The sequence below is a fragment of the Bacillus sp. NPDC077027 genome, assembly GCF_050269555.1.
In the GTDB taxonomy this organism is placed as follows: Bacteria; Bacillota; Bacilli; order Bacillales; family Bacillaceae; genus Bacillus.
Genome location: NZ_JBNNIO010000002.1, coordinates 393,491 through 416,959 on the forward strand (window position 1 = coordinate 393,491; position 23,469 = coordinate 416,959).

Below are 23,469 nucleotides of genomic sequence, written 5' to 3' on the forward strand. Positions count from 1 at the left end.
AAGTTTCATTTTCATGACATGTTTAAATCAACAGAAAGTCTCCTATATACATTTGTTATCGGGTAAATTCGGAGGAATGTTATGTTATTTCCAAAATTAATGAACATATTTCTCGATATAATTTATTTTTAAGAATAAATCATTACATTTTTGTAACACTTATGAACCAGAAAAAAAGAGGCATACGCCCGCCTCTTTACTTTTTAAGATATAGTGCTTTTAGTGCAGTCTGAAGTTGCAAATCATTCTTTTCGTAGGATTTCACTTCATCCACCTTTTGGTTGATGGTTTTTGCCGTTTTCAAATCAACAACGCCTGTTTTTTCTAAATTATAGGTGCTTTGAAGTGCGAGAACAGCCTTTTTCGTCTCCTTATCAAAGTAGCCATCAACACGACCAGGGTCGAACGAAAGCCCTTTCAATAATATCTGTGCTTGTGTCACCTCTTCATTATTCATGTCTTGCTGAAGAGGTTCTTTCAGCTGAAGAGGTCCAGCGGTAAAATAGGCTGGTTGATGAATAGCGATGGTTGGTGTGACTCCCTTTTTGTGTAACCAGTTCCCTTTAGGTGTCAGCCATTTATAAAGTGTCAGCTTAATATTGCTACCGTCTCCCATTGGGACAGCTTGCTGGACTGTACCTTTACCGAAGGAAACATCACCGACGACGTCATATTGTCCGGCTTCCTTCATCGCTCCTGCAAGAATTTCAGATGCAGAGGCACTTCCTTTATCAATTAAAACATTCACAGGATATGGCTTCGATTCTTTTCGTTTGGAGAAATAACGCTTTCGATCCCCATTCCGTTCAGCAATCTGAATATACGGCTGATCTTTCGTAATAAAATGCTTCAAAATGTCTTCTACACTTTGCAGGTATCCTCCTGGATTACCTCTTACATCAAGCACAAGCCCTTCTATGCCCTTTTTTTCAAGTGTTTTGAGAGCTGACGTGAAATCCCTTGCTGTATCTTCAGAAAAGCTAGAAATGGCAATATAACCTGTTTTATGACCATTTACATCTTTTACAGAGGAAGAGACAGTCTCAAGTGGGATTTCCTCTCGTTTCATGCGAAACGTCAAATCCTTCTCTATGCCACTTCGTCTCACCTTCATCACGACAAAAGTTCCTTTTTTCCCTCTAATTTTTAGAACAGCATCATTTAAGCTTTTATTTTTCATCGTCTCTCCATCGATGCTGATGATCTCATCCTTAGGCTTCAATCCTGCTTTTTCAGCAGGTGACTTTTTAAAGGCTGATACAATAATCATTTTCCCTTCATCCATCCCTACTTCGGCTCCTATTCCTTCAAAGGATGAATCAAGCGAGTCGGAAAATTGTTTTGCCGTTTGCTTGTCCATATAGACAGAATATGGATCATTTAATGTTGAGAGCATGCCTTGTATCGCGCCTTCTAGCAGCTTTTTGCGATCCACTTCCTCTACATATTCATTGGAGATGAGATCATATGCTTTCTCAATTTTCTCCATACCGTTCTCTTTGGCTCTATCCATTGATTTGGCTTGTCCAGACGCCTGTGCTGTAACTGGAGCAGATGGCTGAGAGCTATTCCCCTCCTTGTCTGCCAGAAAACCTACACTTAATAATAGGACGACACTTGCCATGATTGATATTACTTGTTTTTTCATATTTGGCCTCCTTCTTGAACTCACATCCTGATGACCTGAGTTATTATATGCCAGAAGAAGCCATTTCATGTAATCACATTCTTCCTTGAAAGGGTTGACTATTTATTTTATTAGGTGTAGTTTTTATTTTGTTATTAATTAGAAGGGGACCTAGTCATGTACATGATCTTCACAATGCTTTTATTAGGAATTTTATTAGGATTTGTAGGTGCTGGCGGTGCTGGCTTTGTGATTGCATTGCTCACCTTAATTTTCAATATTCCCATCCATATTGCGCTCGGTACGTCTCTTGCCGCCATGGCATTTACAACGTTATCAGGGGCTTACAGTCATTATCGCGAGGGGAATATTCAATTAAAATCAGGCCTTATTGTTGGCGCATTAGCATGTATAGCTTCTTTTGCAGGTGCAAAGGTCGCACCTTTTATTCCTGAAGAGAGCCTTCATTATTTAACAGCCGGTATGCTTTTTTTATCTGCCATTTTTATCATGATCAAATTATTTATTCTGAAGGAAAACGCCGATCAACAGCCACTCTCTCATCGCCAAATTTGGACTAGAGGTATGATCCTAGGGCTTGTAGCTGGTATGTTGTCAGGCATGTTTGGGATTGGATCAGCTCCCTTTATTCAAGTTGGGTTATTGATCATGCTGAAATTGTCCATTAGACAAGCAGTCGGAACAACTATGCTCGTCATTATCCCAATATCAGTTGGTGGAGGCATTGGTTATATTTCAGAAGGCTATGTTGATTTTGTACTGCTCTTGCAAATATTGATAGGAACGGTATTAGGTGCATTTATTGGAGCAAAATTTACACGTCTTGCCCCAAAACCGTTATTGAAATCTGCGGTATTGCTGACGCCAATTATAGCAGGTATCCTACTGCTCTTTTCATAAAATCTCCTGATGCAAGTCTATAGAAAGTCAAAGAAGCCGATAACATATGGAAAATGTTATCGGCTTTTTCTTTATCGAATATAATTGGCAGGATTGACTGCATTTGATTTCGCACCATTCCATAAGCCTTTATGAATTTCAAAGTGAAGATGCTGGCCATGGGATTGACCTGTATTCCCCATGTGACCAAGGAATTGTCCTTGTTCTACTCTTTGTCCTGTTGACACACTTCTTGTTGAAAGATGCGCATAAACTGTTTGATATGTTTGACCACCTATATTATGAGTAATAAACACAACGTTCCCATAACTAGGTGAGTAGCTGGAGTTTGTTACAGTTCCTGATGCGGCTGCAACAACTGAGACTGTTCCTCTTGCAGCAATATCAAGTCCATAATGCTGACCACCTGAACGACCACCAAATCCTGAAGAGAATCTGCCTGCAGCCGGTTTAATAAAGCCTGAGCTACTAGCTGGTGTATCAGAGACGTCTTGTGAAGAACCATTTACACTGTTTGTATTTGCAGGAATATCTTTTTGTACGGTTGGCTGCTTTTCTTTTTCAGCTTTTTCTTTGTCAGCTTCTTCTTTTTGACGACGTGCTTCTTCCGCTTTTACAGCAGCTTTTTGGTTAGCTAAGATTTCGGTCTCGTTTTCAATCTTACCAAGCTCGTCATGCGTATGTTCCTTATCTTCTTTCACCTGACCAAGCACTTTGCTTTTTTCTGATTGCTGTTTAGATAAGTCTTTCTTTAATAATTCAAGCTCTTTTAGTGAGGTTTCAAGTCCACTTAGCTTGTTATTTAGCTCTGCTTCTTTTTGCTCTACTAGCTTTAAATCGTTTTCATGTTCAGTAATCATGTCTTTGTCTGCTTCAACAATTGTCGTTACAGCACCAACACGACTAATGAAATCACTAAAGCTACGAGCACCTAGCAGCACATCTAAATAGTTTACTGTACCGCCGTTTTTTTGCATTGAACGAATACGATCTTTAAAAATTGCTTTTCTTTTCTCAATACGTTCTTGAATGACCTGAATCTCTTTCTTGAGTGCTTGAATGTCTTTTTTTGTTTCGGCAATCTTTTTTTCTTTCGCAATGAGCTTTTCCGTCATTGAAGTCATTTTCGTATCAATCTTTTCAATATCAGCTTTCAGTTTTGTTTCTTCTTTTTCAAGCTTTGAAAGCTCTGCCTGTTTTTCCTTGAGTTCTGATGTTGCTTTAGATGTCTTCTCTTCAATTTTTTGACGTTTTTGCTCTAGGTCTTCGTATGCGAATGCACGATTTTCATTACCTGGAATATATAGCCATGTCGTTCCAATAAACGCCGCCATTCCAGCCATTATCAGCTTTCTTTTCAAAACGATATTCCCCTCCCAAGACAACTGTCTACATGAAGATCCGACCGAGTGGATCTTCACCAACCGGTCACATCTCTTTTCTCATAAAGTCAATTGTTTGCTGTCATAAAAATTTAGTCTATAAATTATACTTTTAAGAATTTACGAATGGATGTTAAGCTTCCCCAGACACCAATGACCGCTCCGATCAAAAGAAGTACCAAGGAGACTTGATAAACAAATGGATTGTATGCAAGCATTGAGATAAACGAGCCTTGAACTCTTGGCGCTACCCAGCCCACAACATAATGATACGTGCTCAATAAGAGCGCAATCGGTATAATGGAACCAAAAACACCTAACAATAGTCCTTCAATGAAAAATGGCCAGCGAATAAACCAGTTTGTTGCTCCTACAAGTTTCATAATCTCGATTTCTTTGCGTCTAGCAAAAATCGTAATTTTGATTGTATTAGAGATGAGGAACATCGCTGTAAATAGTAATCCAATAATGAGGCCAATCCCTATATTACGTGAAACGCCTACAACATTAAACAATCGGCCCACTTCTTCTTTGCCATATGTCACTTTGTATGTGCCCTTAAGCTTTTCTAGTTTTTTCGCTACCTTTGGTGTATCGTGTGGATCCGTTGTTTTAACAATAAACGCGTCGTTTAATGGGTTTTCTTGATCAACAAGCCCCATAGATTGTCCATTTTCACCAAAGCTTTTAATCAGTGCCTTTAGTTCATCATCTTTAGATGAGAATTTCACATCACTAATTTCAGGTATTTTTTCAATATCCGCTTTTAATGTATCTCGTTGTTCTTGGTTTGCTGTTAAATCAACTAATACTTTAATCTCAACTTCTTTTTCAGCATTCGATGCCATGTTGTTTAAGTTGAACATGATCACAAGAAAGACACCTACTAAAATCAGCGTCACTGTAACCGCACTAATTGATGCAAAAGTCATCCACGTATTTCTTCCGAGTGAACGGAAGCTCTCACGTAAATGCCGCGAGAGAGTTTTAATCATATGTACCGTACTCCCCTCTTGCTTCGTCACGCACAATCATTCCATCTTCAATTGCGATGACGCGTTTCTTCATGCTGTTTACGATCTCTTTATTGTGAGTCGCCATGACGACCGTAGTTCCCCGGTTGTTAATTTCCTCTAATGTCTTCATAATTTCCCATGAAGTATCCGGGTCAAGGTTTCCAGTTGGTTCATCGGCAATCACAACATCCGGATTATTGACAATTGATCTCGCAATTGACACACGCTGTTGCTCACCACCGGATAGTTGATCTGGGAATTGTCGTGCTTTATGTTTTAGCTGGACAAGATCTAGTACGTCAAGAACTTTTTTCTTGATCACACTCGGCTCTTCACCGATGACCTCAAGAGCAAACGCCACGTTCTCAAACACTGTAAGTGACGGAAGTAGCTTAAAGTCTTGGAATACGACCCCGATATTTCGTCTCACGTAAGGGATTTCTTTTTCTTTAATCGAACCCAAATCCTTGTTTTCGATCAAGATTTTCCCTTTTGTTGGTTTTTCTTCACGGTACATCATTTTGATAAAAGTGGACTTCCCTGCGCCACTTGGACCAACAACATACACAAACTCTCCTGGATGGATAGAGACGTTGATTCCATTGATCGCCTTCACGCCATTAGGATAGATCTTATAGACTTCCTTCATTTCAATCATGTAATCACCTAATCTTTTTCTTATTGGCTGCTGATCAGCATAAGTTGAATTATTTTATCAATGGTTTTTGCCACTTTCGGCAAAAAACCTTATGTATGGTCACGCTCATACTCTTCGGTAAGTACCAGCAATTTATGTCCTTTCTATCCCAAATGAAGAAAAAAATGAATTCTCTTCATTCAACAACTACAATTATACGTCATGAATCGACGCAGTGGTATTACATTTATATTTCAAAATCTATAAATGAAAGTAAAAAAAGACACAATATAGCGAAAAAACATGCCTTTTTACCCTTATTTTTTAATTAAAACTGTATTAAATACGTTTACATACTATCGAAAAGTCCGCTTTCTATATATAGAAAACAAAAAACCTTGTCGATTAGACGAAGGTTTTATTTTTTTCCAGCTAACCACTTTGCTACTGCCTTGGCTTGTTTCTCATCAACCATGCCACTCGGCATAGACCCTTTACCATTTTGGGCAATGTCTGCTAGCTGGCTTTCACTATATTTACTGCCAATCTCTTTTAAGCTCGGTCCGCCCCCGCCAGATAAATCCTTGCCATGGCAACCAATACAGTTTTGTTGATAAATTTCTTCACCAGAGCTAACATTAGAGCTCTTACTGCCGCTGTCTTTGTCACTGCTATTTGAACCACCACCACAGGCAGCAAGGACAAATGCCATTGTCAAAAACAGGACTAAACTTTTGATTTTCATTATCTTTCCTCCTTTGCGATCAATTGAACACAGCTATTATATCCTTGTTTAAGCTCTTTTAAAACCCTCACCAAGGACCTCCTTTGCATCCATTACAATGACAAATGCTGATTCATCTATTGCTTTCACTACTTGTTTCAACTTTGTGAATTGTGTTTGACCGACAACACACATCAAAATTGGTCGTTCGTGATCCGTATAGCCACCAACAGCTGAAATTTTTGTCACACCTCGATCAATTTGATCAAAAACCGCCTGTCTTACTTCATCTTCATGACCTGTAATAATCATCGCCATCTTTGAATGACTAAATCCTGCCTGCACAACGTCAATGGTTTTACTTGAAATAAACACACCAAGTACTGCATATAATCCTTCTTCTATACCAAAAATTGTCATAGCTGTGAGAACGATCAGTCCATCCATTATGGCGAGACAAGTCCCTAAGGTGAGCCCTGTATATTTATTAATCATTTTCGCGGCAAGTGCGGTTCCCCCTGTTGAGCCATTTCCAAGAAACACAAGTCCAATACCAATTCCAATCACAACCCCACCAAAAATAGCAGCAAGAAGTGCTTCATGTGTGACAGGCTCAATATGTCTTGTTACAAAAACCATGAAAGGCAAAAAGGTTGAACCTACAAGCGTCTTGACGCCAAACGTACCTCCAAGCAAATAAAACCCTGCAATAAATAAAGGAATGTTCAGTGCCCATTGTACAAATGCCGCCTCATATCCAAACGATTCCATAATCGTACTAATCCCGCTCACACCACCAGCGGCAATTTGGTTTGGTAATAATAGCGTATTAAATCCAATCGCTACAATGGCTGATCCTAATAATATGAACAAGTAATTTTTTATTTCGATCCATAAAAGGGAATGACCCTGCTTCATTTATTTCTTCCTCCGTTACTTCATCCTTGAATGCACACTTATTTTAAGCTCTTCAACTTCTAATGTAAATAACAGCCAAATGCAGTGCTAATGGATTAATGCTTTATCACAGAATCGAATTAGCGCACTGGTTACTTGGATTATGTCTAAATGATCAGTATATTTAATATGTACATGAGAAAGAAGGGACATGCGATGAAAAAAACACTGAAGATAACAGGGTTCATATTATTTATATTGCTTTTCCTTGCATTTAGCTCTTTTTATATTTGGAGCCGCTTTACATACGGGCCCTCCCCTGAGCTAAAAAAGCAAATCAATCTAGAGCAAATTCATCAGACGAAAAACGTTTATACATTCACCGCTCAAAACAGTGATACAGGTATCATCCTTTACCCAGGTGCAAAAGTAGAGCCTCTTGCTTATGCGTATCTAGCTAATACATTCATGAAAGAGGGATATTCTGTCTTTATTCCTAAAATGCCTTTTTCATTTGCGATCTTTGATACAAATAAAGCCCATGACATCATGCATGACAACAAGAGTATCAAGCATTGGTATATTGGTGGACACTCTCTCGGAGGAGCAGCTGCATCCATGTATGCAGAAAAGCATGAAAAGCAGCTGGATGGACTGTTTTTTCTAGCCTCTTATCCCGCATCCGATCAATTGAGAGATGCTTCTTTCCAAGTATTATCTATTTCAGGTGAAAAAGATGGTCTTGCTACAAAAGACAAAATCGATCAATCCAAGGAAAATCTTCCTCATCAAACGAAATACCATGAAATCATAGGTGGAAATCATGCGCAATTCGGCCTCTACGGTGAGCAAAAGGGCGATCACGCTGCGACCATTCCTGCCATCACACAACAAAAAGAAATAATAGACACAATGCTTCACTGGCTGAAACCATCAAAAAAGCTCCCATAATAGGAGCTTTTCAAGTCTATTTTGAAGTTGCCTCGAGAAATTCATGTGCATCTGCTACCGCTAAAGAGATCGCTTCCTCCCAAAATGCTTTTTGAGTTAAATCCACTCCAAGGTGCTTCGATGCAAGGTCTTCTACCGTCATCGAAGCTGTATCTTTTAAGAGGGCAATATATTTCTCTTCAAACGATGCACCGGCTTTCAGCGCATTTGCATAAATACCTAATGAAAATAAATATCCGAACGTGTACGGGAAATTATAGAAAGGAACCCCTGTAATATGGAAGTGTAATTTAGATGCCCAGAAATGCGGGTGATATTCATCAAGTGCATCACCAAATGCTTCTCGTTGAGCGTCTTCCATCAGCTCATTCAATCTATCGGCAGGTACTTCCCCTTTTTTTCGCTCCTCATAAAAGCGCGTTTCAAATAAAAATCGAGACTGAATGTTCATAAAAAATGCCACACTGCGCTGTAATTTATCTTCTAACAAGCTAAGACGCTCATCTTCGTTTGTTGCTTCCTTTAATGAGGCATCCGCCACAATCATTTCTGCAAATGTTGAAGCTGTTTCGGCTACATTCATGGCATAGCTACGATTTAACATCCGTACATTCTGCATCACATCCTGATGGAAGGAATGACCTAATTCGTGGGCTAGTGTCGCCAAATTAGATGGACTCCCAGAGAACGTCATAAAAATCCGAGACTCTCCACTGTCAGGGAAGTTTGTACAAAACCCGCCTACTCGTTTATTTGGTCTGTCTTCGGCTTCAACCCAGCGCTCATTAAAGGCCTTTTCAGTAAACGTAGCTAGCTCCTTACCAAAGCTAGAAAAATGTTGAATGATAAAAGCCGCGGCCTCTTGGTAAGGATATTTTTTAGATTCATTTCCAATCGGTGCACCCACATCATACCAACTAAGCTTTTCAACACCTAGTAGTTCTGCCTTTCGATGCAAATAATCAATGAATGGCTTTTTATGCTCATCAATGACTTCCCACATCACATCGAGGGTTTCTTGTTTCATACGGCAAATATCAAGTGGTTCTTTTAAAATATGATCCCAACCTCTGGCTTCATATACTTGAAGGCGAAATCCTGCTAAATGGTTTAATGTACTGGCAAATAAATGTTCATCCTGTTCCCAAGCATGTTCAAGGTTGTGATAAACCGTTTGTCTCACATGTCGATCTGTATCATCCATGACATTTTCAGCTTGTCCGACAGAAATCATATTTATTTCACCATTTTGTTCAAACGGAATCGTAATTTTGTTGACTAAGCTTGAATAGAGCTCATCCCAGGCGTGATAGCCATCTACAGACAGCTTTTGAATTAAAGTTTCCTGCTCAACGGACAATTTGTCTTTCACACGATCTCTACGTTCATTCAATATGTATTGAATATCAAAAAAAACTGGTGAATTGATGAGTTCGTTCCACTCTTCTTTTGGAATCATCGCTAGCGACTGATCAAATGAGGCAAGTACTGTGCCTAAATCCGCTTCAAGCTGAGCAACTGCACTTCGGAGGTTACTCGCTTTCATATCTTTCGTATTTTGAGATTGTAAACATGTAACAAATGAGCTTGCTTGTGAAAGCTTTTGAAATATTAATTCATACGCCTCAATCACATTCGTTAAGTTCTTTTCAACTTGCCCTTCCCCTTTTGTAAATACGTCGACTCTCTTTTGAAAATCTATAATCTGTTGTTTGATGCCATCTAAATATGTAACAAATTCTGGCGAAGCACTGCCGCCTTTAAAAAAATAATCTAAATCCCACGTTTCCTTCAACGGTTGTAAACCCAACGTATTTCCCCCTTTATTAGCTATTTTCATCATACAAAGGATATAGAAATAGCTTTATGTAATTTCTCCATTCGTATTCAACATATTTTCTCATAATTAAAAAAACCCGGCAAGAAGCCGAGTTTTTTATGATAGTTTAGAACGCAAATATGCATCAATGAATGAGTCTAAATCTCCATCCATGACCGCTTGTACATTTCCCATTTCAGTGTTTGTTCTATGGTCTTTGACAAGAGAGTAAGGATGAAATACATATGAACGGATTTGGCTTCCCCAGCCAATTTCCTTTTGTTCTCCTCTTATTTCATCTAACTCTGCTTGTTGCTCTTCAATACGTCTTTGATACAGCTTAGATTTAAGCATTTTCATTGCATGTTCACGGTTTTTAATTTGTGATCTTTCCGTTTGACAGGTGACCACTACATTCGTCGGAATATGTGTAATACGCACAGCAGAATCCGTTGTATTGACATGCTGACCACCAGCACCACTTGCACGATACGTATCGACTTTTATATCCTCAGTACGAATATCAATATCGATTTCTTCATTAAACTCTGGCATGACATCACAGGAGACAAAAGAAGTATGTCTACGACCAGAAGAGTCAAATGGAGAAATTCGAACCAAACGATGGACACCCTTCTCTGCTTTCAAATATCCATACGCATTATGCCCTTTAATGAGCAGTGTCACTGATTTAATCCCTGCTTCGTCACCAGGTAAATAATCCAGCGTTTCAACCTTAAATCCTCTGCGCTCTGCCCATCGAGTGTACATTCTGAGTAACATTGAACCCCAATCCTGTGATTCAGTTCCTCCTGCACCCGGATGCAGCTCAAGGATCGCATTGTTTTTGTCATAAGGCTCACTTAGGAGAAGCTGTAATTCAAATTCATTGAACTGTTTCGTTAGGTTTTTTAACTCTTTCTCAAGCTCCTGATGAAGTTCTTCATCATAGTCCTCTTTTAACAGATCATGAGTCATTTGTAGATCTTCATGTGATTCATAAAGTCCGTTGTATGAATGAACCGCATCCTTTAGCGCATTTGCCTCATTAATAACACCCTGTGCTTGTTGTTGGTCATTCCAAAAATCAGCTTCCGCCATTAGCGCCTCTAGCTCAGCGATTTTTGCTTCTTTTACTTCAAGGTCAAAGAGACCCCCTAAAATCAGCTAACCTGCTAGCCATATTTTCAAGCTCTTGCCTAATTTCTACTAATTCCATTTCCTTCACCTCATAGATGTATTGAAGTTGACATGAATAGAAAGAGGTTTTCACCTCTTTCTATTCTGTCTTCCCGTGACAATTTTTATATTTCTTTCCGCTTCCACAATGACATGGTGCATTACGGCCGATGTCGACCACTTTACGTACAGGTTTCTTTTTAACTGTTTTCTCTTCATCACCATCTTGAGGCTGATGAGCAGTTGTTTGACCTTGCACGACTTCTTCACGTTCTAAGTTGTTTTGAATTTCAGATTTCAACACATATTTCGCTACGTCATCTTCAATGGAGGCTACCATTTGTTCAAACATCGTAAATCCTTCCATTTGATATTCGCGAAGAGGATTTGTTTGTGCATAAGCACGCAAATGAATTCCTTGACGAAGCTGATCCATTGCATCAATATGATCCATCCACTTAGAATCCACAGCACGAAGAACGATGACTTTTTCGAATTCACGCATTTGCTCTTCTCCGAATTTCTCCTCTTTCGCATCGTATTTCTCTTTAATACGATCCATTATAAGTGAAGTTATTTCGTCTGCTTCTTTACCAAATAAATCTTTGACAGCAATTGTGCCTTCGTCTAGATAATTCGTGTTGATCAGTTCAACAAGACCATCTAGTTTCCATTCTTCAGGCAGTTCTTCTTTAGGTGTATATGAATCAACCGCACGTTCAATTGAGGATTGAATCATATTCAACACAATCGACTTCAAGTTGTCAGAATCAATGACATCAAAGCGCTGTTTATAAATAACTTCACGTTGCTGACGAAGAACATCATCATATTGAAGAAGTTGTTTACGTGAATCAAAGTTATTACCCTCTACACGTTTTTGTGAAGATTCAACTGCTTTAGAGACCATTTTACTTTGAATTGGAGTGGTGTCGTCCATGCCAAAGCGATCTAACATGGCCATCGTACGCTCTGCACCAAAACGACGCATCAATTCATCTTCCATTGAAAGATAGAATTGTGTCACACCAGGGTCTCCTTGACGACCAGAACGCCCACGAAGCTGATTATCAATACGACGTGATTCATGACGTTCTGTACCAACTACAGCAAGACCACCAAGCTCTTTTACACCTTCACCAAGCTTAATGTCCGTTCCACGTCCCGCCATGTTTGTCGCGATTGTCACAGCACCTTTTTGTCCAGCTTCCTCAATAATTTGCGCTTCACGTTCATGGTTTTTCGCATTCAATATTTGGTGAGGAATTCCTTTATTTTTTAAAAGTTTAGAAATGAGTTCTGATGTTTCAACAGCAACTGTCCCTACAAGTACTGGCTGTCCAATCATATAACGCTGTGCAACATCTTCTGCTACAGCTTTAAACTTCCCATCCATCGTACGGTAGATTAAATCAGGTCTGTCATCACGAACAATAGGTCTGTTTGTCGGGATCGACACAACCTGCATATTATAAATATTTCGGAATTCTTCTTCTTCCGTTTTTGCTGTACCTGTCATACCAGACAATTTCCCATACATACGGAAGTAGTTTTGGAATGTAATTGTTGCAAGAGTCATGCTTTCGTTTTGAACTTCAAGGCCTTCTTTTGCCTCAATCGCTTGGTGTAAGCCTTCACTATAGCGACGACCTTTCATTAGACGACCTGTAAAGGAATCGACAATTACGACTTGTCCTTCTTCAACAACATAATCCACATCTTTTTGCATCGCAACATGCGCTTTTAGTGCTTGAGCAATGTGGTGATTCAATGCTACATGTTTCACATCAAACATGTTCTCAATACCAAATGCTTTTTCCGCTTTGGTCATTCCGCTTTCAGTCAGCTGGACACTCTTTGTTTTGATGTCAAAAGTGTAGTCATCTTCCGTTTTCAGTGTACGAACAAATGCATTTGCTTGGACGTACAGCTTTGTTGATTTTGCAGCTTGTCCAGAAATAATGAGCGGTGTTCTCGCTTCATCGATGAGGATAGAGTCAACCTCATCAATAACCGCATAATGAAGCGGACGTTGCACCATTTGCTCTTTGTAGAGCACCATGTTGTCACGCAAGTAGTCAAAACCAAGTTCATTATTGGTTGAATACGTGATATCTGCCGCATATGCTTCTCTTTTTTCATCCTTGTCTAAGCTGTTCAAGTTAAGACCAACTGTTAAACCAAGAAATTCAAAGATTTTGCCCATTTCCTGTGCATCACGACTTGCCAAGTATTCGTTGACTGTTACAATGTGTACACCTTTTCCAGAAAGTGCATTCAAATAGACCGGCATCGTGGAGGTTAAAGTTTTACCTTCACCCGTTTTCATTTCAGCAATATTTCCATCATGAAGGGAAATCCCCCCCATAATCTGTACCTTAAATGGGAACATTCCTGTCACACGGCGTGATGCCTCACGAACAACCGCAAACGCTTCTGAAAGCAAGTCATCCTCCGTTTGGCCTTTATCAAGGCGCTCTTTAAATTCAATTGTTTTATTTCTTAAAGCCTCGTCCGATAATTTTTCAAAATCCTGAGCGAGTGCTTCTATTTCATTTGCCTTTTTTTCATATCGGCTGATCGTACGTTTCGTTGGATCAAACACTTTGTTTAAAATTCCAAGCATATAATAACGCTCCTCTATTTCATGCATTTTTTCGGCATGTCCAAAAGTTTGTCAGGGCCATATTTACCTGCAATTATCATACCATACCTTCATTGATTTCCAAAGAATTTGCAATGATTTAGGACAAAAAACCCGTTGCAAGAATAAGCAACGGGTTTCCTTTATTTATAAGAATTTGGAAATCAATTGATTTTAAAAATTAAGCGTTCGGTTCAATGAGACCATACTTGCCGTCATTTCGACGATAAACGACATTTGTCAAATTTGTTTCAGCATTTGTAAAAACGAAGAAGCTATGTCCTAACATGTTCATTTGCAAAATTGCTTCTTCACTATCCATTGGCTTCAAATTGAAGCGCTTCTGTCTGACAATCTCTACATCCTCAATTTCTTCATCATCTTGAACCGCCACGTCTACAGTGCCATTACCACCAGCAAATAAATGCTTCTGGGCACCTTGCTCACGGAATTTACGGTTCACTTTCGTTTTATGCTTTCTGATTTGACGTTCTAGTTTACTTGTAGCTAGGTCTACTGCACTGTACATATCCTCATTATGCACTTCAGCTCGAAGTGCTAGATCAGTCATTGGAATCGTCACTTCAACTTTAGATTCTTGATCGTTATAGAATTTCAAGTTAACGTTGACTGAAGCATTAACACCTTGCTCAAAATATCGCTCCAGCTTTCCAATTTTTTTCTCAACATGATCTCGTAGTGCAGGTGTTACCTCGATGTTTTCTCCTCTGACATTGTAATTCATGTAAAGAACGCCTCCTTTAAAATTAAGGATATGTAAACTTATTTCTACTTTTCCCTCCTTTTCTCCTGCTCAAACGTAAAAAAAATGTGAATTTTTATTGAATTTTGTCGAATAACGCGGTGCAACCTGTCATATTCAATTGGTGATCAATATATATTCTATCCACTTCGGAAAAAGACCACTTCTCTTGCTAAACATTAAACGTAGAAATAGATGTTCTTAATGATTGCGACAGTTCCTTTAAGTCCTCTGCCGCTGCTTTCATTTCTTCGTTGGCTGCAAGAGATTCCTCTACTGCCGCAGACATATGTTGTGTCTCCTCTGAATTCTGCCTCGCACCTCGTTCAATGACACCAACGGTTTGAGAAATTTCTTCTGTACTCGCTGAAATTTGTTGTGTCGTAGCAGATAGCTCTTCTGCTTTTAAGGAGATATCTTTTATCGCCTCTAAAATGTCGGTAAAGCTTTGTTCAGATAATTGAGATACTTTTACCCCTTCTTGTACATCACTTTCCACTTTGGCCATTGATTGTGATGATTCTTCAGTATCTTTGTTCACGTTAACTAGTAATCGACTAATCTGATCGGTTAATTTACTCGATTCTTCCGCTAGCTTTCTAACTTCATCAGCAACGACAGCAAATCCACGTCCGTGCTCTCCAGCTCTTGCTGCTTCAATGGCCGCATTCAGCGCTAACAGGTTCGTCTGGTCTGCTATCGCATGGATATGACCTAGCAATTCTTGAATTCCTCCAAACTGGACTTGGACACTTTCCATCGTTGTATGATGTTCATTTACAGACTGCCGGATCGAGCTCATTTGTTTCACAAACTGCTGGATAAGAGACGAGCCTTCTTCGGCCTTTTGTGTCACAGATACAGAATGAGTTGAGACATCTGCTGTATGCTCTGCTGCATTTTGCATCCCTGCAGATACTTCTTGAATGGCTGATGCAACTTTTCCAACCGCTTCTGACTGTTCACGTGAAGCATCATTGACTTGTTCAATAGAACTAGATGTTTGCTCACTGGCTGATAAAGTCTGACTGATTGTTTCTTCAAATTGTGTGGCGGAATCGGCTAATTTTTGAGAACCGACTTGGACATGCTGGATGAGCTCTTTTAAATGAATGGTCATTTGGTTAAAAGCAGTGCCAAGCTGGCCAATCTCATCTTTAGATTTCACTTCTATTTCTTCAAACGTCAAATCGCCATCAGCCATTCTTTTAGCTGCTTTTGTGACAGAAGCGATCGGTTTTGTGATTCTATTAACAAATCTAAACCCTACAATTAAGAAGCTGACAATGATGATAGCGCTAATGATGATTAATAAAATCAATTCATTTTTACTTTCTTCATTTAACTGATTGATTTTTTGATCTCTTTGCTTAAGTTGTGTATTTGCGAATTCTTTTGTAAAGGTATGTATTTCTTGTTCGATTGGTTGCAATTCATTCGTGAGGCGTATATTGAACTCTTTTTGATTATTCATATTAAGAGAGTTAAATAATCGATTTGTTGAGGTATAGTATAGATAATTTTTTTCAGATATGTTGTCTAATAGCGTGCTCGCTTTTTTTACTATACTAAGCTTTGACGCTTCCTTCGCTTTTTTATTGATTTCTTCGTATGTTTTTTCAATTTTTTGTGAAACAGATTTATCTGGCACCACTACATATGTTTTAATCTGAGCTTCCTGCTTTTGTAATAATGTTTCCAACTCAAGCGCTGTTTGATATAATTTCACTTCTTTAGCAAGTAGATTTTTATAGGATTGATCCGTCTTGTAATAGATGAAACTGGAGAAGCTTAAAATACTTACAAATAATACACAAATGACAATAATCCCAATTAAAAATTGCTTTTTTAGTTTCATAAAGTCCTCCGAATTCTCCGAATTAACTAAAATTAATGAATGACATACGGCCTCATGCAGGCATGTATTTCATTCATCCACTTTCTATATTCAGGAATAAAGTATGCTTTAAGGAAAGTTTGGAAGTGATTTGAAGGAAATGTATAGAAAGCTAGTATGTCAAAGCTAAGAAAAATCTGATCAAATGAGCGAATAGAATGCTCAAAACACTCATTTTCAATAATTGTTAACAGAAGGGGGTGGGTTGTCTCCAAATGAAAGAAGGCATGGATCAGATCATTAAAGATCCGATCCCCTTCTGTTTTAGAAAAATCCTTCTCAATTTCATCTAAATACCCAAGGCTTTCTTCAATTGTATAAAGAAGTTGATAATATGTGCTTAATAAAATATAGTCCTCTGAACGATACGCCACGGTTCTCACCTATTTATTTCCGTTTATCGTAATACACTCCATCACTGGTCATTGGCTGGTATGGATTTTGATAATTCAGTTGCTTGTTTTTCTTTTTCTGTATCGCATGAATGTCTGCTCTGATACCTTCTTGAATTTTCGTTAATTGCTTCGCCATGATTTGATCCGTCTCAATGATCTCTTGGATCTTCTCTTTTTCCTGTGGCGTTAACTGATGATGAATCTCTTTCATTAATTCATCTCGTGCAACTAAAAAGGCATCAAAATCTTCAACAAGCGTCTCGCTTTGTGGATTAGCCTCTATCTCGGCAGCCATTTTCAACGTTTGTCCGTGCAGTTTTTCGACAATACTCATAAAGAGCCTCCAATTGATTGATGACGCCCTTTTCTATCGGATTGGATCACTTCTTTCCAAGCATCTCGAAAATCAATAACGTACTGCTCAACTTCATCAAGGATCTCAGATTCGTTCTTCAAATTCGCATCAATCAGCCTGCGATAAATGTAATCATACATACTCGCCATACTCTTTGATACTTCATATGAGCGATCTAACGTCACATTTAATTCTTGGATGATATTTTGGGCCTTTTTTAAATTTTGATTTCTCATCTCAGTGTTGTTTTGATCCATCGCATACCTAGCTAATTTGATAAACTTTAAACATCCTTCATAAAGCATGAGTGTTAACTCAGCAGGTGTAGCTGTCTCAATTGAATTTTTTTGATAGGCGGCATAAGGATTCTGAATTGCCATATTTTACAAACCTCCAATTATTGTGAAAGCAGTTGAGCAAGAGAGTTAGATTGGTTGTTCAGCTTTTGAATCGCGCTATCCATTGCATTAAATTTCACGTAATAGCGATTTTCAATCATTTTTAAGCGATCCTGAAAATCACTCATTCTTTTTGTCAAAGAGTCAAGGCTTTTCCCAAGAATGTATTCCTTCGCTTCCATCGTTGTGCTTCCGGCCTTTTGCTGAATGCTCTTTGAAAATGCTGATAATGAATTTCTAATTCGATGGATAATCCCTTGCTCTTTATATTGCTGCTCAGCTTTTTCCTTATCGTTAGAATCAACATTCAATGAACCAGAGAGAAACATCTCTCTAACTTTTTCAGGATCTTCTTCAATTGCTTTTCTCAGCTTTCCATCGTTGATTTCAAGTTTTCCGCCTTCTTTATATTTTTGAGAAGTGGTAATTCCTATTTGAGTAATGTGATTCACAGAATTACCATTTGAAACTTGTAGGTATAAATCACTTCTCATTTTAGAAGCACCCGATCTTAAAATGGAATCACTTCTAAGCAAACCAGATTTCGCTGTCGTTTCCCATAGTTCTATTTCTTTGTCTGACATCCCCTTTTTTTCTTCAGCTGTCAGCGGTTGATAGGTTCGATTTTTCTTCTCTGTCACTTTTCCATTGATCTGTTCAACAAGTTCATTGTATTTATCAACAAATTGCTTGATTTTATCAAAGATCGTATCTACATCAGTTGATACGTTTAAGGTAACTGGTTTATCATCAGTTGTTCCCTTTAGCTCATACGTGATTCCGGCTTGTGTAAATGTATTGTTGTTATTTTCCATTTTAAGCCCATTGATCTCATATTGAGCTTTGACACCTTGAGTCGTCGCAACAAGCTTATTATCACCGTCTACCTGAAAACCAAGCTGCGTTAAAAACGAGGTAGAGTCACTGTCTGACGCTTTAATGCTGACACCTTCACCTGTTGTTCTTGAAGTAAGTGCAATTGTATCAACATAATTCGTCCCATCAAAAATTTGTCCTTTATAAGCAGTAACACCTAATTTCGAATTGTTAATTTTCGTAACGATCGTATCGAGTGTATCTGTATCAGAAGTATTAATTGTGACTGTAGTTGGTTCTGTCGAGTTTGGGGTAGTCACTTCAAAAGTAAACGTTCCATTAGATGCCGCAAAACCAGCAGTGCTTGATGATTTAAAAACAGAAGCCGTTGCAAGCTGAGTCACATTGATTGTGCCAGAAGTCGCACTGGTTGTCCCAGTTGTCCCAGTCGCTGTAACAGCCGCCTCGTTTGAGCTTGTGATCTTTTTTGTGCCATATGTACTTGGAAGATTCAAGCCAAGACTAGTAATCAAGTCCTCTAGTTCTTTAATTTTCGCATTTGTCTCTCGATAGCTATCTCTTTGCCATTCTAATGTTTGTTTCTGACGAGACATTTTATCAAGTGGTACCTGCTCTGTTTTCATTAATTTAGATACGATCTCGTCAATATCAAATACGTTTGAAAATCCGGTAATTCTTGTGACCATAATGTTAAATCTCCCTTCTACTACATTCTTTTATCTACAAATAATCCTACAATCTCAGTCATCGCGGCATAAAAATCAAGCCATTCCTTTGAGGGAATCTCTCTTATAACCTCATCTGTCTGATTGTCTACTACTTTGACATAATATTCATTGAGCTTTTCATGCAATTCAAATTGAAGGTGAAATTGAGTAGGCTCTATCAAAGTATTTGCTCCCTGAATGGTTTGCTCTAATTCCTCTTTTGTGACAGACTTCAAGTTGGCATGTAAATCAGCGTTTGCATTGTCAGCTTGATTATTAGAAACACGGGTTTTATATGCATCGAAAATTGGCTCTAAAGGTGTCAATTTACCAACAGACATAATTATTCAGCTCCTGTGCTTTAATCTATCTATTATATCGGCTTCGAATTTTTAAATTAAATATATATTGAGAGATTTGTTAAATTTTCATACATATTGAGATTCTTCATATGGAAGTGGCTAACATCAAATATCTCAAACAAAAATGAAAAACCACAGTACGAGTTCGGTAGATTCATTTGCAATATTTGGTTGAAAATAACATTTTATATCAGCAAAAAATCCTCACTTTTTTTGTGAGGATAATTGAGAAAGGAACTCAGTAGATAGGCTAGCAGCCCGACTGTTTTCTTCTTGAATTGACAGATAAATTTCTTTTCGATGAATATCAATATGTTTAGGCGCATCAATACCTATCTTCACTTGATCTCCCTCAATCGAAATGACTTTCACTTCAATTTCATCGCCTATTTGGATCGACTGATTTAACTTTCGAGATAGGACTAGCATGATGATACAACTCCTAATAAATGCTTTGTGTGATAGGAAGTATCATGCAAAATAACCTGTTTTGCTGTCATATTCTTTTTGTTGACAACGATAGGTGCTCTTAAGTTTGCAGTTGTCTTTTCGATTGAGGACTCCATTGTTAAAATAACCATGACCTCCACATCCTCAGTATCTTCAATACCCAAAATTTCAACAACAGTGTCTTCTAAATCAAATTCATATTGATCGAAGAATAGAAACGGGCTACTAACGATAAAGCCAAGGTCCGCATTTTGCAGCGATTGAAGGACAAGGAATGGAGATTCTTCAGATAAAGGCAAAATAACAAACTGCTTTTGATCAAGAAATCCTGGTATCCCACTTGAAAATGTAATGATCTGTTCCTCTTTGATTGTAACTTCACCATGATATTTTGTTTGAATGATCATAATTCACGACCTTTATATTTTCTTAATTATACCTTATCACCATTTTGGCCCGTTTCGTCAACTTCTATTTTAAGTTCAGGATATTGAAGCATATTAATATCCACTTTACCTGGAAGATAATTAACAATTGGTTTATGTGGTGTAGCTTCAATGATCGGCTTTTGTGGTTCAATATCTATCTGCAGCTCTGAAGGTTGATAATCTATTTTGACACTAAAATATGAGGGAATGTAACCGATTGTTAATTCTTTCGTTGGACGACTTCCATTTATTTTGGAAATTTCTGCAATGACATTGCCTCCATTCTCAATCTTAACGAGTTCACTTCCCTGTTCAGCCCTTCTCCCCATTCCAGCTCCAATTGCTTGTTTTCCTTCTGCTGCCCATTCTTCAGACCGTTTAAAAATCGATTTAATATCCATATCTGCAAACGCTTCTGTTTGATCAATGGTTAATTTTGATGGTGTTCTCGTGATATTCATGACAGCTCCCGGTTGTTTAATCTCAAGGTCTGCTTTTGGTTGTTCCACTTCCTGGCTAGAAGGAGTCGTGTACATCTGTAGTTTCGCTAATTTTTGTTCCATTAGTAGCATAGGAATACGCATAATTTCACCTCCATGATGCAAAAAAGCACCCAACGGATGCTTTTTATTATCTTAAGAAATCTACTAGTGACGGTTGGATCACCTTAGCAGTAGTTGCCAAAGCCGCTCTATTCACAACCTCTTGTTGAAGAAGATCAACAATTGCTTTTTCACTCTCAACGTCTTCATTATCTGACTTCGAATTCTTTAACACTGAATACTGTGAAGTCAATCGGCTATTAACCAAATCAATTCGATTGGAGCGCGCCCCAAGATCAGATCGTTCTGCACTCATCATTTCTTTAAATTGATCAACATCGGCAAGTACTTCATCTGAATTCGTAAACGTCCCATTTTTCAATGAATTTTCTAGATCAGTCAACATTTGAATGACGTTTTGACCGTTAGCAGATTGTCCACCAAAAGCTTTTAGTGGATTAGAGTTTACATTTAATGTAATACCATCAGAAACATTCGATTGTACCACATTCGCATCCGTATAATTTTCATAGTTGAATGTATAGCTACCATCTGCATTTTCGACAACAGGTTTTACATTTGTGTTCGTTCCATTAAAAACATACTTTCCTAACATCTGTGTGTTCATGGCATCAATGATTTGCTTTTTCATCTGAGTAATCTCTACACCAATAGAAGCTAGGTCTTCCGGTTGTTTTGTTCCATTGGCCGCATCAAGTACTTTATCTCTAACGTTAGACATAATATCAACGATTTCAGTGACACTCGTTTCCGAAGTATCAATCCAGTTGCTCGCTTCATTTAAGTTACTTAGATACTGTTGATTACGAAAAATAGCTGAACTATATTGCAAACTTTTCACAGCGGCAACTGGATCATCGGATGTTTTTGAAAACCGTCTTCCAGTTTGTGCTTGCTCATTAATTTTGGAAAGACGTTCGTAACTTTTACTAATATTACGTAACGAATTTTGTGAAATCATACCTTGAGTGACTCGCATCAGTTATTCCTACCTTCCTACGACACCCATGCCGTTTATGAGTTTATCTAAGATTTCGTCTTGTAATGTTATTATTCTTGCAGCAGCATTGTATGCATGTTGGAATTGAATCATGTTCGTCATTTCTTCATCGATTGAAACTGCGCTAATAGACATTCTCCGCTCTTCAGCTGAGTTCACTAGTGCAGCGGAACTGCTTGCTAATGTTATGTTCTTCTGCGCTTGAATACCCATTTCAGCAATGACATTTTGATAGTAATCCTGAATGGTTGTCGTTGTTCCACCGATCGCTAATTTTAAATCTTGAATAGCAGCTAATGCCGTTGCATTAGTACCGTCACCGGCATTTTGATTGAGAGATGCTGCAATGTTATCAGTTGATTCTAAGATAACATCACTCACTTTAATTCTTGCTGCTAAGCCCTTATTTAATTCATTATTATTTTCAATATCGAAGAAGTCTTGACCATTTGTACCTTTTAATGTGTAACCTTGTTTATGCACTTCATTGAATTTATCCATAAATACTTTGGCAATCTCATCTAGCTCCGCAAGCATCTCCGGATACATTCCTTTTTCCGCTCCATTAGACATGTAACCGTAAGCCTCTACTAAAGCTTTTATTTCCCCATTCACTGCAAATTGATCTGCATTGATCGAGATCGAACCAAATTGAAGGGAGTTGACAAGTCCTGTCGTCCCATCAAATGAAACTTGCATTTCTGCTTTTTCGTTCGTGATACCGTTGAGAATAGTACCAGCTGATTGACCGTTCGCACCAATAATCTCGATATTCATTGTCCCCTCAGCAATTTTCAGCGCATTTCCACCAGGTTCGTTATAACTCACTTTAATGTCTACAAGTGAGGACAATTGGTCTACAAGAGCGTCACGCGTATCATACAAATCGTTTGGGAGATAACCGTTAGGCTCGACCTTCGCAATCTGTTTGTTGATCTCATCAATTTGAGTTAAGAGCGTATTAACGTTTTTAGCCGTTGATTCAAGTTCGGCTTTTAAATTCTTTTGAATCGTCGTTAATGAAGAATTCAAAAGTCGTAATTGGTCTACTAACGCTTGTGCACTTGTTTTTACAACAGTACGCGCAGATGCAGTATCCGCATTTTTACTTTCAGAAAGGACTTGTAGTGATTTCCACAAGTTGTCAAACGCTCTATTCAAGCCTTCATCTGTTAAATCATTCATAACGCCCTCCATTTGAGAAAGAGCATCTGATTTTGACGCATAGTATGACAGATTGTTATTGTGATCTCTGTACTGCAGATCTAAAAAACTGTCTCGAATTCTCTCAACTGTTCCAACTTGTACACCTGTCCCCATTTGGCCATATGTTTTACCATCATAAACCGAAACAACTGGGTAAGGATTATCCGCTTTAAAGGTTACACGTTGTCTTGAATAGCCTTCAGTATTCGCATTGGACACATTGTTTGAAGTCACATAAAGACCTGCACGCTGGGCTGTTATTCCTCTTTTGGCCGTTTCAAGCCCCATAAATGTTGAACCCATTGTTTATC

The 23,469-nt window shown here is 38.4% G+C and carries 23 protein-coding genes; 2 read left to right on the forward strand and 21 right to left on the reverse strand.

Going from position 1 to position 23,469, the window contains the following annotated elements; all coding sequences use genetic code 11:
- Positions 1-196 precede the first annotated feature (196 nt).
- Positions 197-1,648: a S41 family peptidase gene (locus ACQKEZ_RS07590; protein ID WP_427299701.1), complete on the reverse strand. Its 1,452-nt coding sequence runs from the start codon at positions 1,646-1,648 to the stop codon at positions 197-199.
- Positions 1,649-1,804: 156 nt separating this feature from the next.
- Here ACQKEZ_RS07590 and ACQKEZ_RS07595 point away from each other — a divergent pair, with 156 nt between their 5' ends.
- Positions 1,805-2,548 carry a sulfite exporter TauE/SafE family protein gene (locus ACQKEZ_RS07595; protein ID WP_427299702.1) on the forward strand — a complete coding sequence of 248 codons (744 nt, stop codon included), beginning with the start codon at positions 1,805-1,807 and terminating at the stop codon, positions 2,546-2,548.
- A 71-nt stretch (positions 2,549-2,619) separates the two neighbouring features.
- On the opposite strand, the gene ACQKEZ_RS07600 is transcribed toward ACQKEZ_RS07595, so the two are convergent.
- The 5 genes from ACQKEZ_RS07600 to ACQKEZ_RS07620 form a co-directional block, all read right to left on the reverse strand.
- On the reverse strand, positions 2,620-3,909 hold the full coding sequence (locus ACQKEZ_RS07600) for a murein hydrolase activator EnvC family protein (RefSeq protein WP_427299703.1): 1,290 nt from the start codon (positions 3,907-3,909) through the stop codon (positions 2,620-2,622).
- Between the two features lie 125 nt (positions 3,910-4,034).
- Positions 4,035-4,925, reverse strand: coding sequence for a permease-like cell division protein FtsX (gene ftsX / locus ACQKEZ_RS07605; RefSeq protein WP_427299704.1), 891 nt, complete (start codon positions 4,923-4,925; stop codon positions 4,035-4,037).
- Positions 4,918-5,604, reverse strand: a complete 687-nt coding sequence (ftsE, locus tag ACQKEZ_RS07610) for a cell division ATP-binding protein FtsE (RefSeq protein ID WP_427299705.1) — start codon at positions 5,602-5,604, stop codon at positions 4,918-4,920. The genes ftsX and ftsE overlap by 8 nt, the downstream gene beginning before the upstream one ends.
- Positions 5,605-6,001: 397 nt before the next feature.
- Positions 6,002-6,328 carry a cytochrome c551 gene (gene cccB / locus ACQKEZ_RS07615; RefSeq protein WP_427299706.1) on the reverse strand — a complete coding sequence of 109 codons (327 nt, stop codon included), beginning with the start codon at positions 6,326-6,328 and terminating at the stop codon, positions 6,002-6,004.
- Positions 6,329-6,376: 48 nt separating this feature from the next.
- Positions 6,377-7,225 (reverse strand): YitT family protein, encoded by an 849-nt coding sequence (locus tag ACQKEZ_RS07620; protein ID WP_427299707.1) that lies wholly within the window; start codon positions 7,223-7,225, stop codon positions 6,377-6,379.
- A 195-nt stretch (positions 7,226-7,420) separates the two neighbouring features.
- On the opposite strand from ACQKEZ_RS07620, the gene ACQKEZ_RS07625 reads away from it, so the two are divergent.
- Complete coding sequence (locus ACQKEZ_RS07625; RefSeq protein WP_427299708.1) at positions 7,421-8,155, forward strand: alpha/beta fold hydrolase; 735 nt, start codon at positions 7,421-7,423, stop codon at positions 8,153-8,155.
- Between the two features lie 16 nt (positions 8,156-8,171).
- On the opposite strand, the gene ACQKEZ_RS07630 is transcribed toward ACQKEZ_RS07625, so the two are convergent.
- From ACQKEZ_RS07630 to flgK, 15 genes are all read right to left on the reverse strand, one after another.
- Complete coding sequence (locus tag ACQKEZ_RS07630) at positions 8,172-9,965, reverse strand: M3 family oligoendopeptidase (RefSeq protein WP_427299709.1); 1,794 nt, start codon at positions 9,963-9,965, stop codon at positions 8,172-8,174.
- Positions 9,966-10,091: 126 nt separating this feature from the next.
- A protein-coding gene (prfB, locus tag ACQKEZ_RS07635) for a peptide chain release factor 2 (RefSeq protein ID WP_427299710.1) occupies positions 10,092-11,193 on the reverse strand; the annotation gives its coding sequence in 2 pieces (ribosomal slippage) (positions 10,092-11,120 and positions 11,122-11,193; 1,101 coding nt in all).
- A 60-nt stretch (positions 11,194-11,253) separates the two neighbouring features.
- Positions 11,254-13,779, reverse strand: coding sequence for a preprotein translocase subunit SecA (gene secA / locus ACQKEZ_RS07640; RefSeq protein WP_427299711.1), 2,526 nt, complete (start codon positions 13,777-13,779; stop codon positions 11,254-11,256).
- Between the two features lie 199 nt (positions 13,780-13,978).
- Complete coding sequence (gene hpf, locus ACQKEZ_RS07645; RefSeq protein WP_427299712.1) at positions 13,979-14,542, reverse strand: ribosome hibernation-promoting factor, HPF/YfiA family; 564 nt, start codon at positions 14,540-14,542, stop codon at positions 13,979-13,981.
- Positions 14,543-14,732: 190 nt separating this feature from the next.
- A complete protein-coding gene (locus tag ACQKEZ_RS07650) occupies positions 14,733-16,418 on the reverse strand; it encodes a methyl-accepting chemotaxis protein (protein ID WP_427299713.1) in 1,686 nt (561 codons plus the stop codon).
- Between the two features lie 32 nt (positions 16,419-16,450).
- Entirely contained in the window at positions 16,451-16,831 is a 381-nt protein-coding gene (locus ACQKEZ_RS07655) for a hypothetical protein (protein ID WP_427299714.1), read from the reverse strand.
- A 13-nt stretch (positions 16,832-16,844) separates the two neighbouring features.
- On the reverse strand, positions 16,845-17,186 hold the full coding sequence (locus tag ACQKEZ_RS07660) for a flagellar protein FliT (protein ID WP_427299715.1): 342 nt from the start codon (positions 17,184-17,186) through the stop codon (positions 16,845-16,847).
- Positions 17,183-17,587, reverse strand: coding sequence for a flagellar export chaperone FliS (gene fliS / locus ACQKEZ_RS07665; protein WP_427299716.1), 405 nt, complete (start codon positions 17,585-17,587; stop codon positions 17,183-17,185). Before fliS ends, ACQKEZ_RS07660 begins: the two co-directional genes overlap by 4 nt.
- 17 nt (positions 17,588-17,604) lie before the next feature.
- Positions 17,605-19,128 (reverse strand): flagellar hook-associated protein 2, encoded by a 1,524-nt coding sequence (locus ACQKEZ_RS07670; protein WP_427299717.1) that lies wholly within the window; start codon positions 19,126-19,128, stop codon positions 17,605-17,607.
- Positions 19,129-19,148: 20 nt separating this feature from the next.
- Positions 19,149-19,490, reverse strand: a complete 342-nt coding sequence (flaG, locus tag ACQKEZ_RS07675; RefSeq protein WP_427299718.1) for a flagellar protein FlaG — start codon at positions 19,488-19,490, stop codon at positions 19,149-19,151.
- 225 nt (positions 19,491-19,715) lie between these two features.
- Entirely contained in the window at positions 19,716-19,940 is a 225-nt protein-coding gene (gene csrA, locus ACQKEZ_RS07680) for a carbon storage regulator CsrA (protein WP_427299719.1), read from the reverse strand.
- The gene (fliW, locus tag ACQKEZ_RS07685) at positions 19,934-20,368 is read right to left on the reverse strand and encodes a flagellar assembly protein FliW (RefSeq protein ID WP_427299720.1); all 435 of its coding nucleotides are present in this window, start codon (positions 20,366-20,368) and stop codon (positions 19,934-19,936) included. Before fliW ends, csrA begins: the two co-directional genes overlap by 7 nt.
- 26 nt (positions 20,369-20,394) lie before the next feature.
- Complete coding sequence (locus tag ACQKEZ_RS07690; RefSeq protein ID WP_427299721.1) at positions 20,395-20,973, reverse strand: DUF6470 family protein; 579 nt, start codon at positions 20,971-20,973, stop codon at positions 20,395-20,397.
- 46 nt (positions 20,974-21,019) lie between these two features.
- A complete protein-coding gene (gene flgL / locus ACQKEZ_RS07695) occupies positions 21,020-21,931 on the reverse strand; it encodes a flagellar hook-associated protein FlgL (protein WP_427299722.1) in 912 nt (303 codons plus the stop codon).
- A 9-nt stretch (positions 21,932-21,940) separates the two neighbouring features.
- Complete coding sequence (gene flgK / locus ACQKEZ_RS07700) at positions 21,941-23,461, reverse strand: flagellar hook-associated protein FlgK (protein WP_427299723.1); 1,521 nt, start codon at positions 23,459-23,461, stop codon at positions 21,941-21,943.
- Positions 23,462-23,469: the final 8 nt, after the last annotated feature.

Coding starts and splice junctions, on each gene's coding strand:
- ACQKEZ_RS07590 (WP_427299701.1), bottom strand. CDS start 1,648: ATGAAAAAACAAGTAATATCAATCATGGCAAGTGTCGTCCTATTATTA.
- ACQKEZ_RS07595 (WP_427299702.1), top strand. CDS start 1,805: ATGTACATGATCTTCACAATGCTTTTATTAGGAATTTTATTAGGATTT.
- ftsX (WP_427299704.1), bottom strand. CDS start 4,925: ATGATTAAAACTCTCTCGCGGCATTTACGTGAGAGCTTCCGTTCACTC.
- ftsE (WP_427299705.1), bottom strand. CDS start 5,604: ATGATTGAAATGAAGGAAGTCTATAAGATCTATCCTAATGGCGTGAAG.
- cccB (WP_427299706.1), bottom strand. CDS start 6,328: ATGAAAATCAAAAGTTTAGTCCTGTTTTTGACAATGGCATTTGTCCTT.
- ACQKEZ_RS07620 (WP_427299707.1), bottom strand. CDS start 7,225: ATGAAGCAGGGTCATTCCCTTTTATGGATCGAAATAAAAAATTACTTG.
- ACQKEZ_RS07625 (WP_427299708.1), top strand. CDS start 7,421: ATGAAAAAAACACTGAAGATAACAGGGTTCATATTATTTATATTGCTT.
- secA (WP_427299711.1), bottom strand. CDS start 13,779: ATGCTTGGAATTTTAAACAAAGTGTTTGATCCAACGAAACGTACGATC.
- hpf (WP_427299712.1), bottom strand. CDS start 14,542: ATGAATTACAATGTCAGAGGAGAAAACATCGAGGTAACACCTGCACTA.
- ACQKEZ_RS07650 (WP_427299713.1), bottom strand. CDS start 16,418: ATGAAACTAAAAAAGCAATTTTTAATTGGGATTATTGTCATTTGTGTA.
- ACQKEZ_RS07660 (WP_427299715.1), bottom strand. CDS start 17,186: ATGAGTATTGTCGAAAAACTGCACGGACAAACGTTGAAAATGGCTGCC.
- fliS (WP_427299716.1), bottom strand. CDS start 17,587: ATGGCAATTCAGAATCCTTATGCCGCCTATCAAAAAAATTCAATTGAG.
- ACQKEZ_RS07670 (WP_427299717.1), bottom strand. CDS start 19,128: ATGGTCACAAGAATTACCGGATTTTCAAACGTATTTGATATTGACGAG.
- flaG (WP_427299718.1), bottom strand. CDS start 19,490: ATGTCTGTTGGTAAATTGACACCTTTAGAGCCAATTTTCGATGCATAT.
- csrA (WP_427299719.1), bottom strand. CDS start 19,940: ATGCTAGTCCTATCTCGAAAGTTAAATCAGTCGATCCAAATAGGCGAT.
- fliW (WP_427299720.1), bottom strand. CDS start 20,368: ATGATCATTCAAACAAAATATCATGGTGAAGTTACAATCAAAGAGGAA.
- ACQKEZ_RS07690 (WP_427299721.1), bottom strand. CDS start 20,973: ATGCGTATTCCTATGCTACTAATGGAACAAAAATTAGCGAAACTACAG.
- flgL (WP_427299722.1), bottom strand. CDS start 21,931: ATGCGAGTCACTCAAGGTATGATTTCACAAAATTCGTTACGTAATATT.
- flgK (WP_427299723.1), bottom strand. CDS start 23,461: ATGGGTTCAACATTTATGGGGCTTGAAACGGCCAAAAGAGGAATAACA.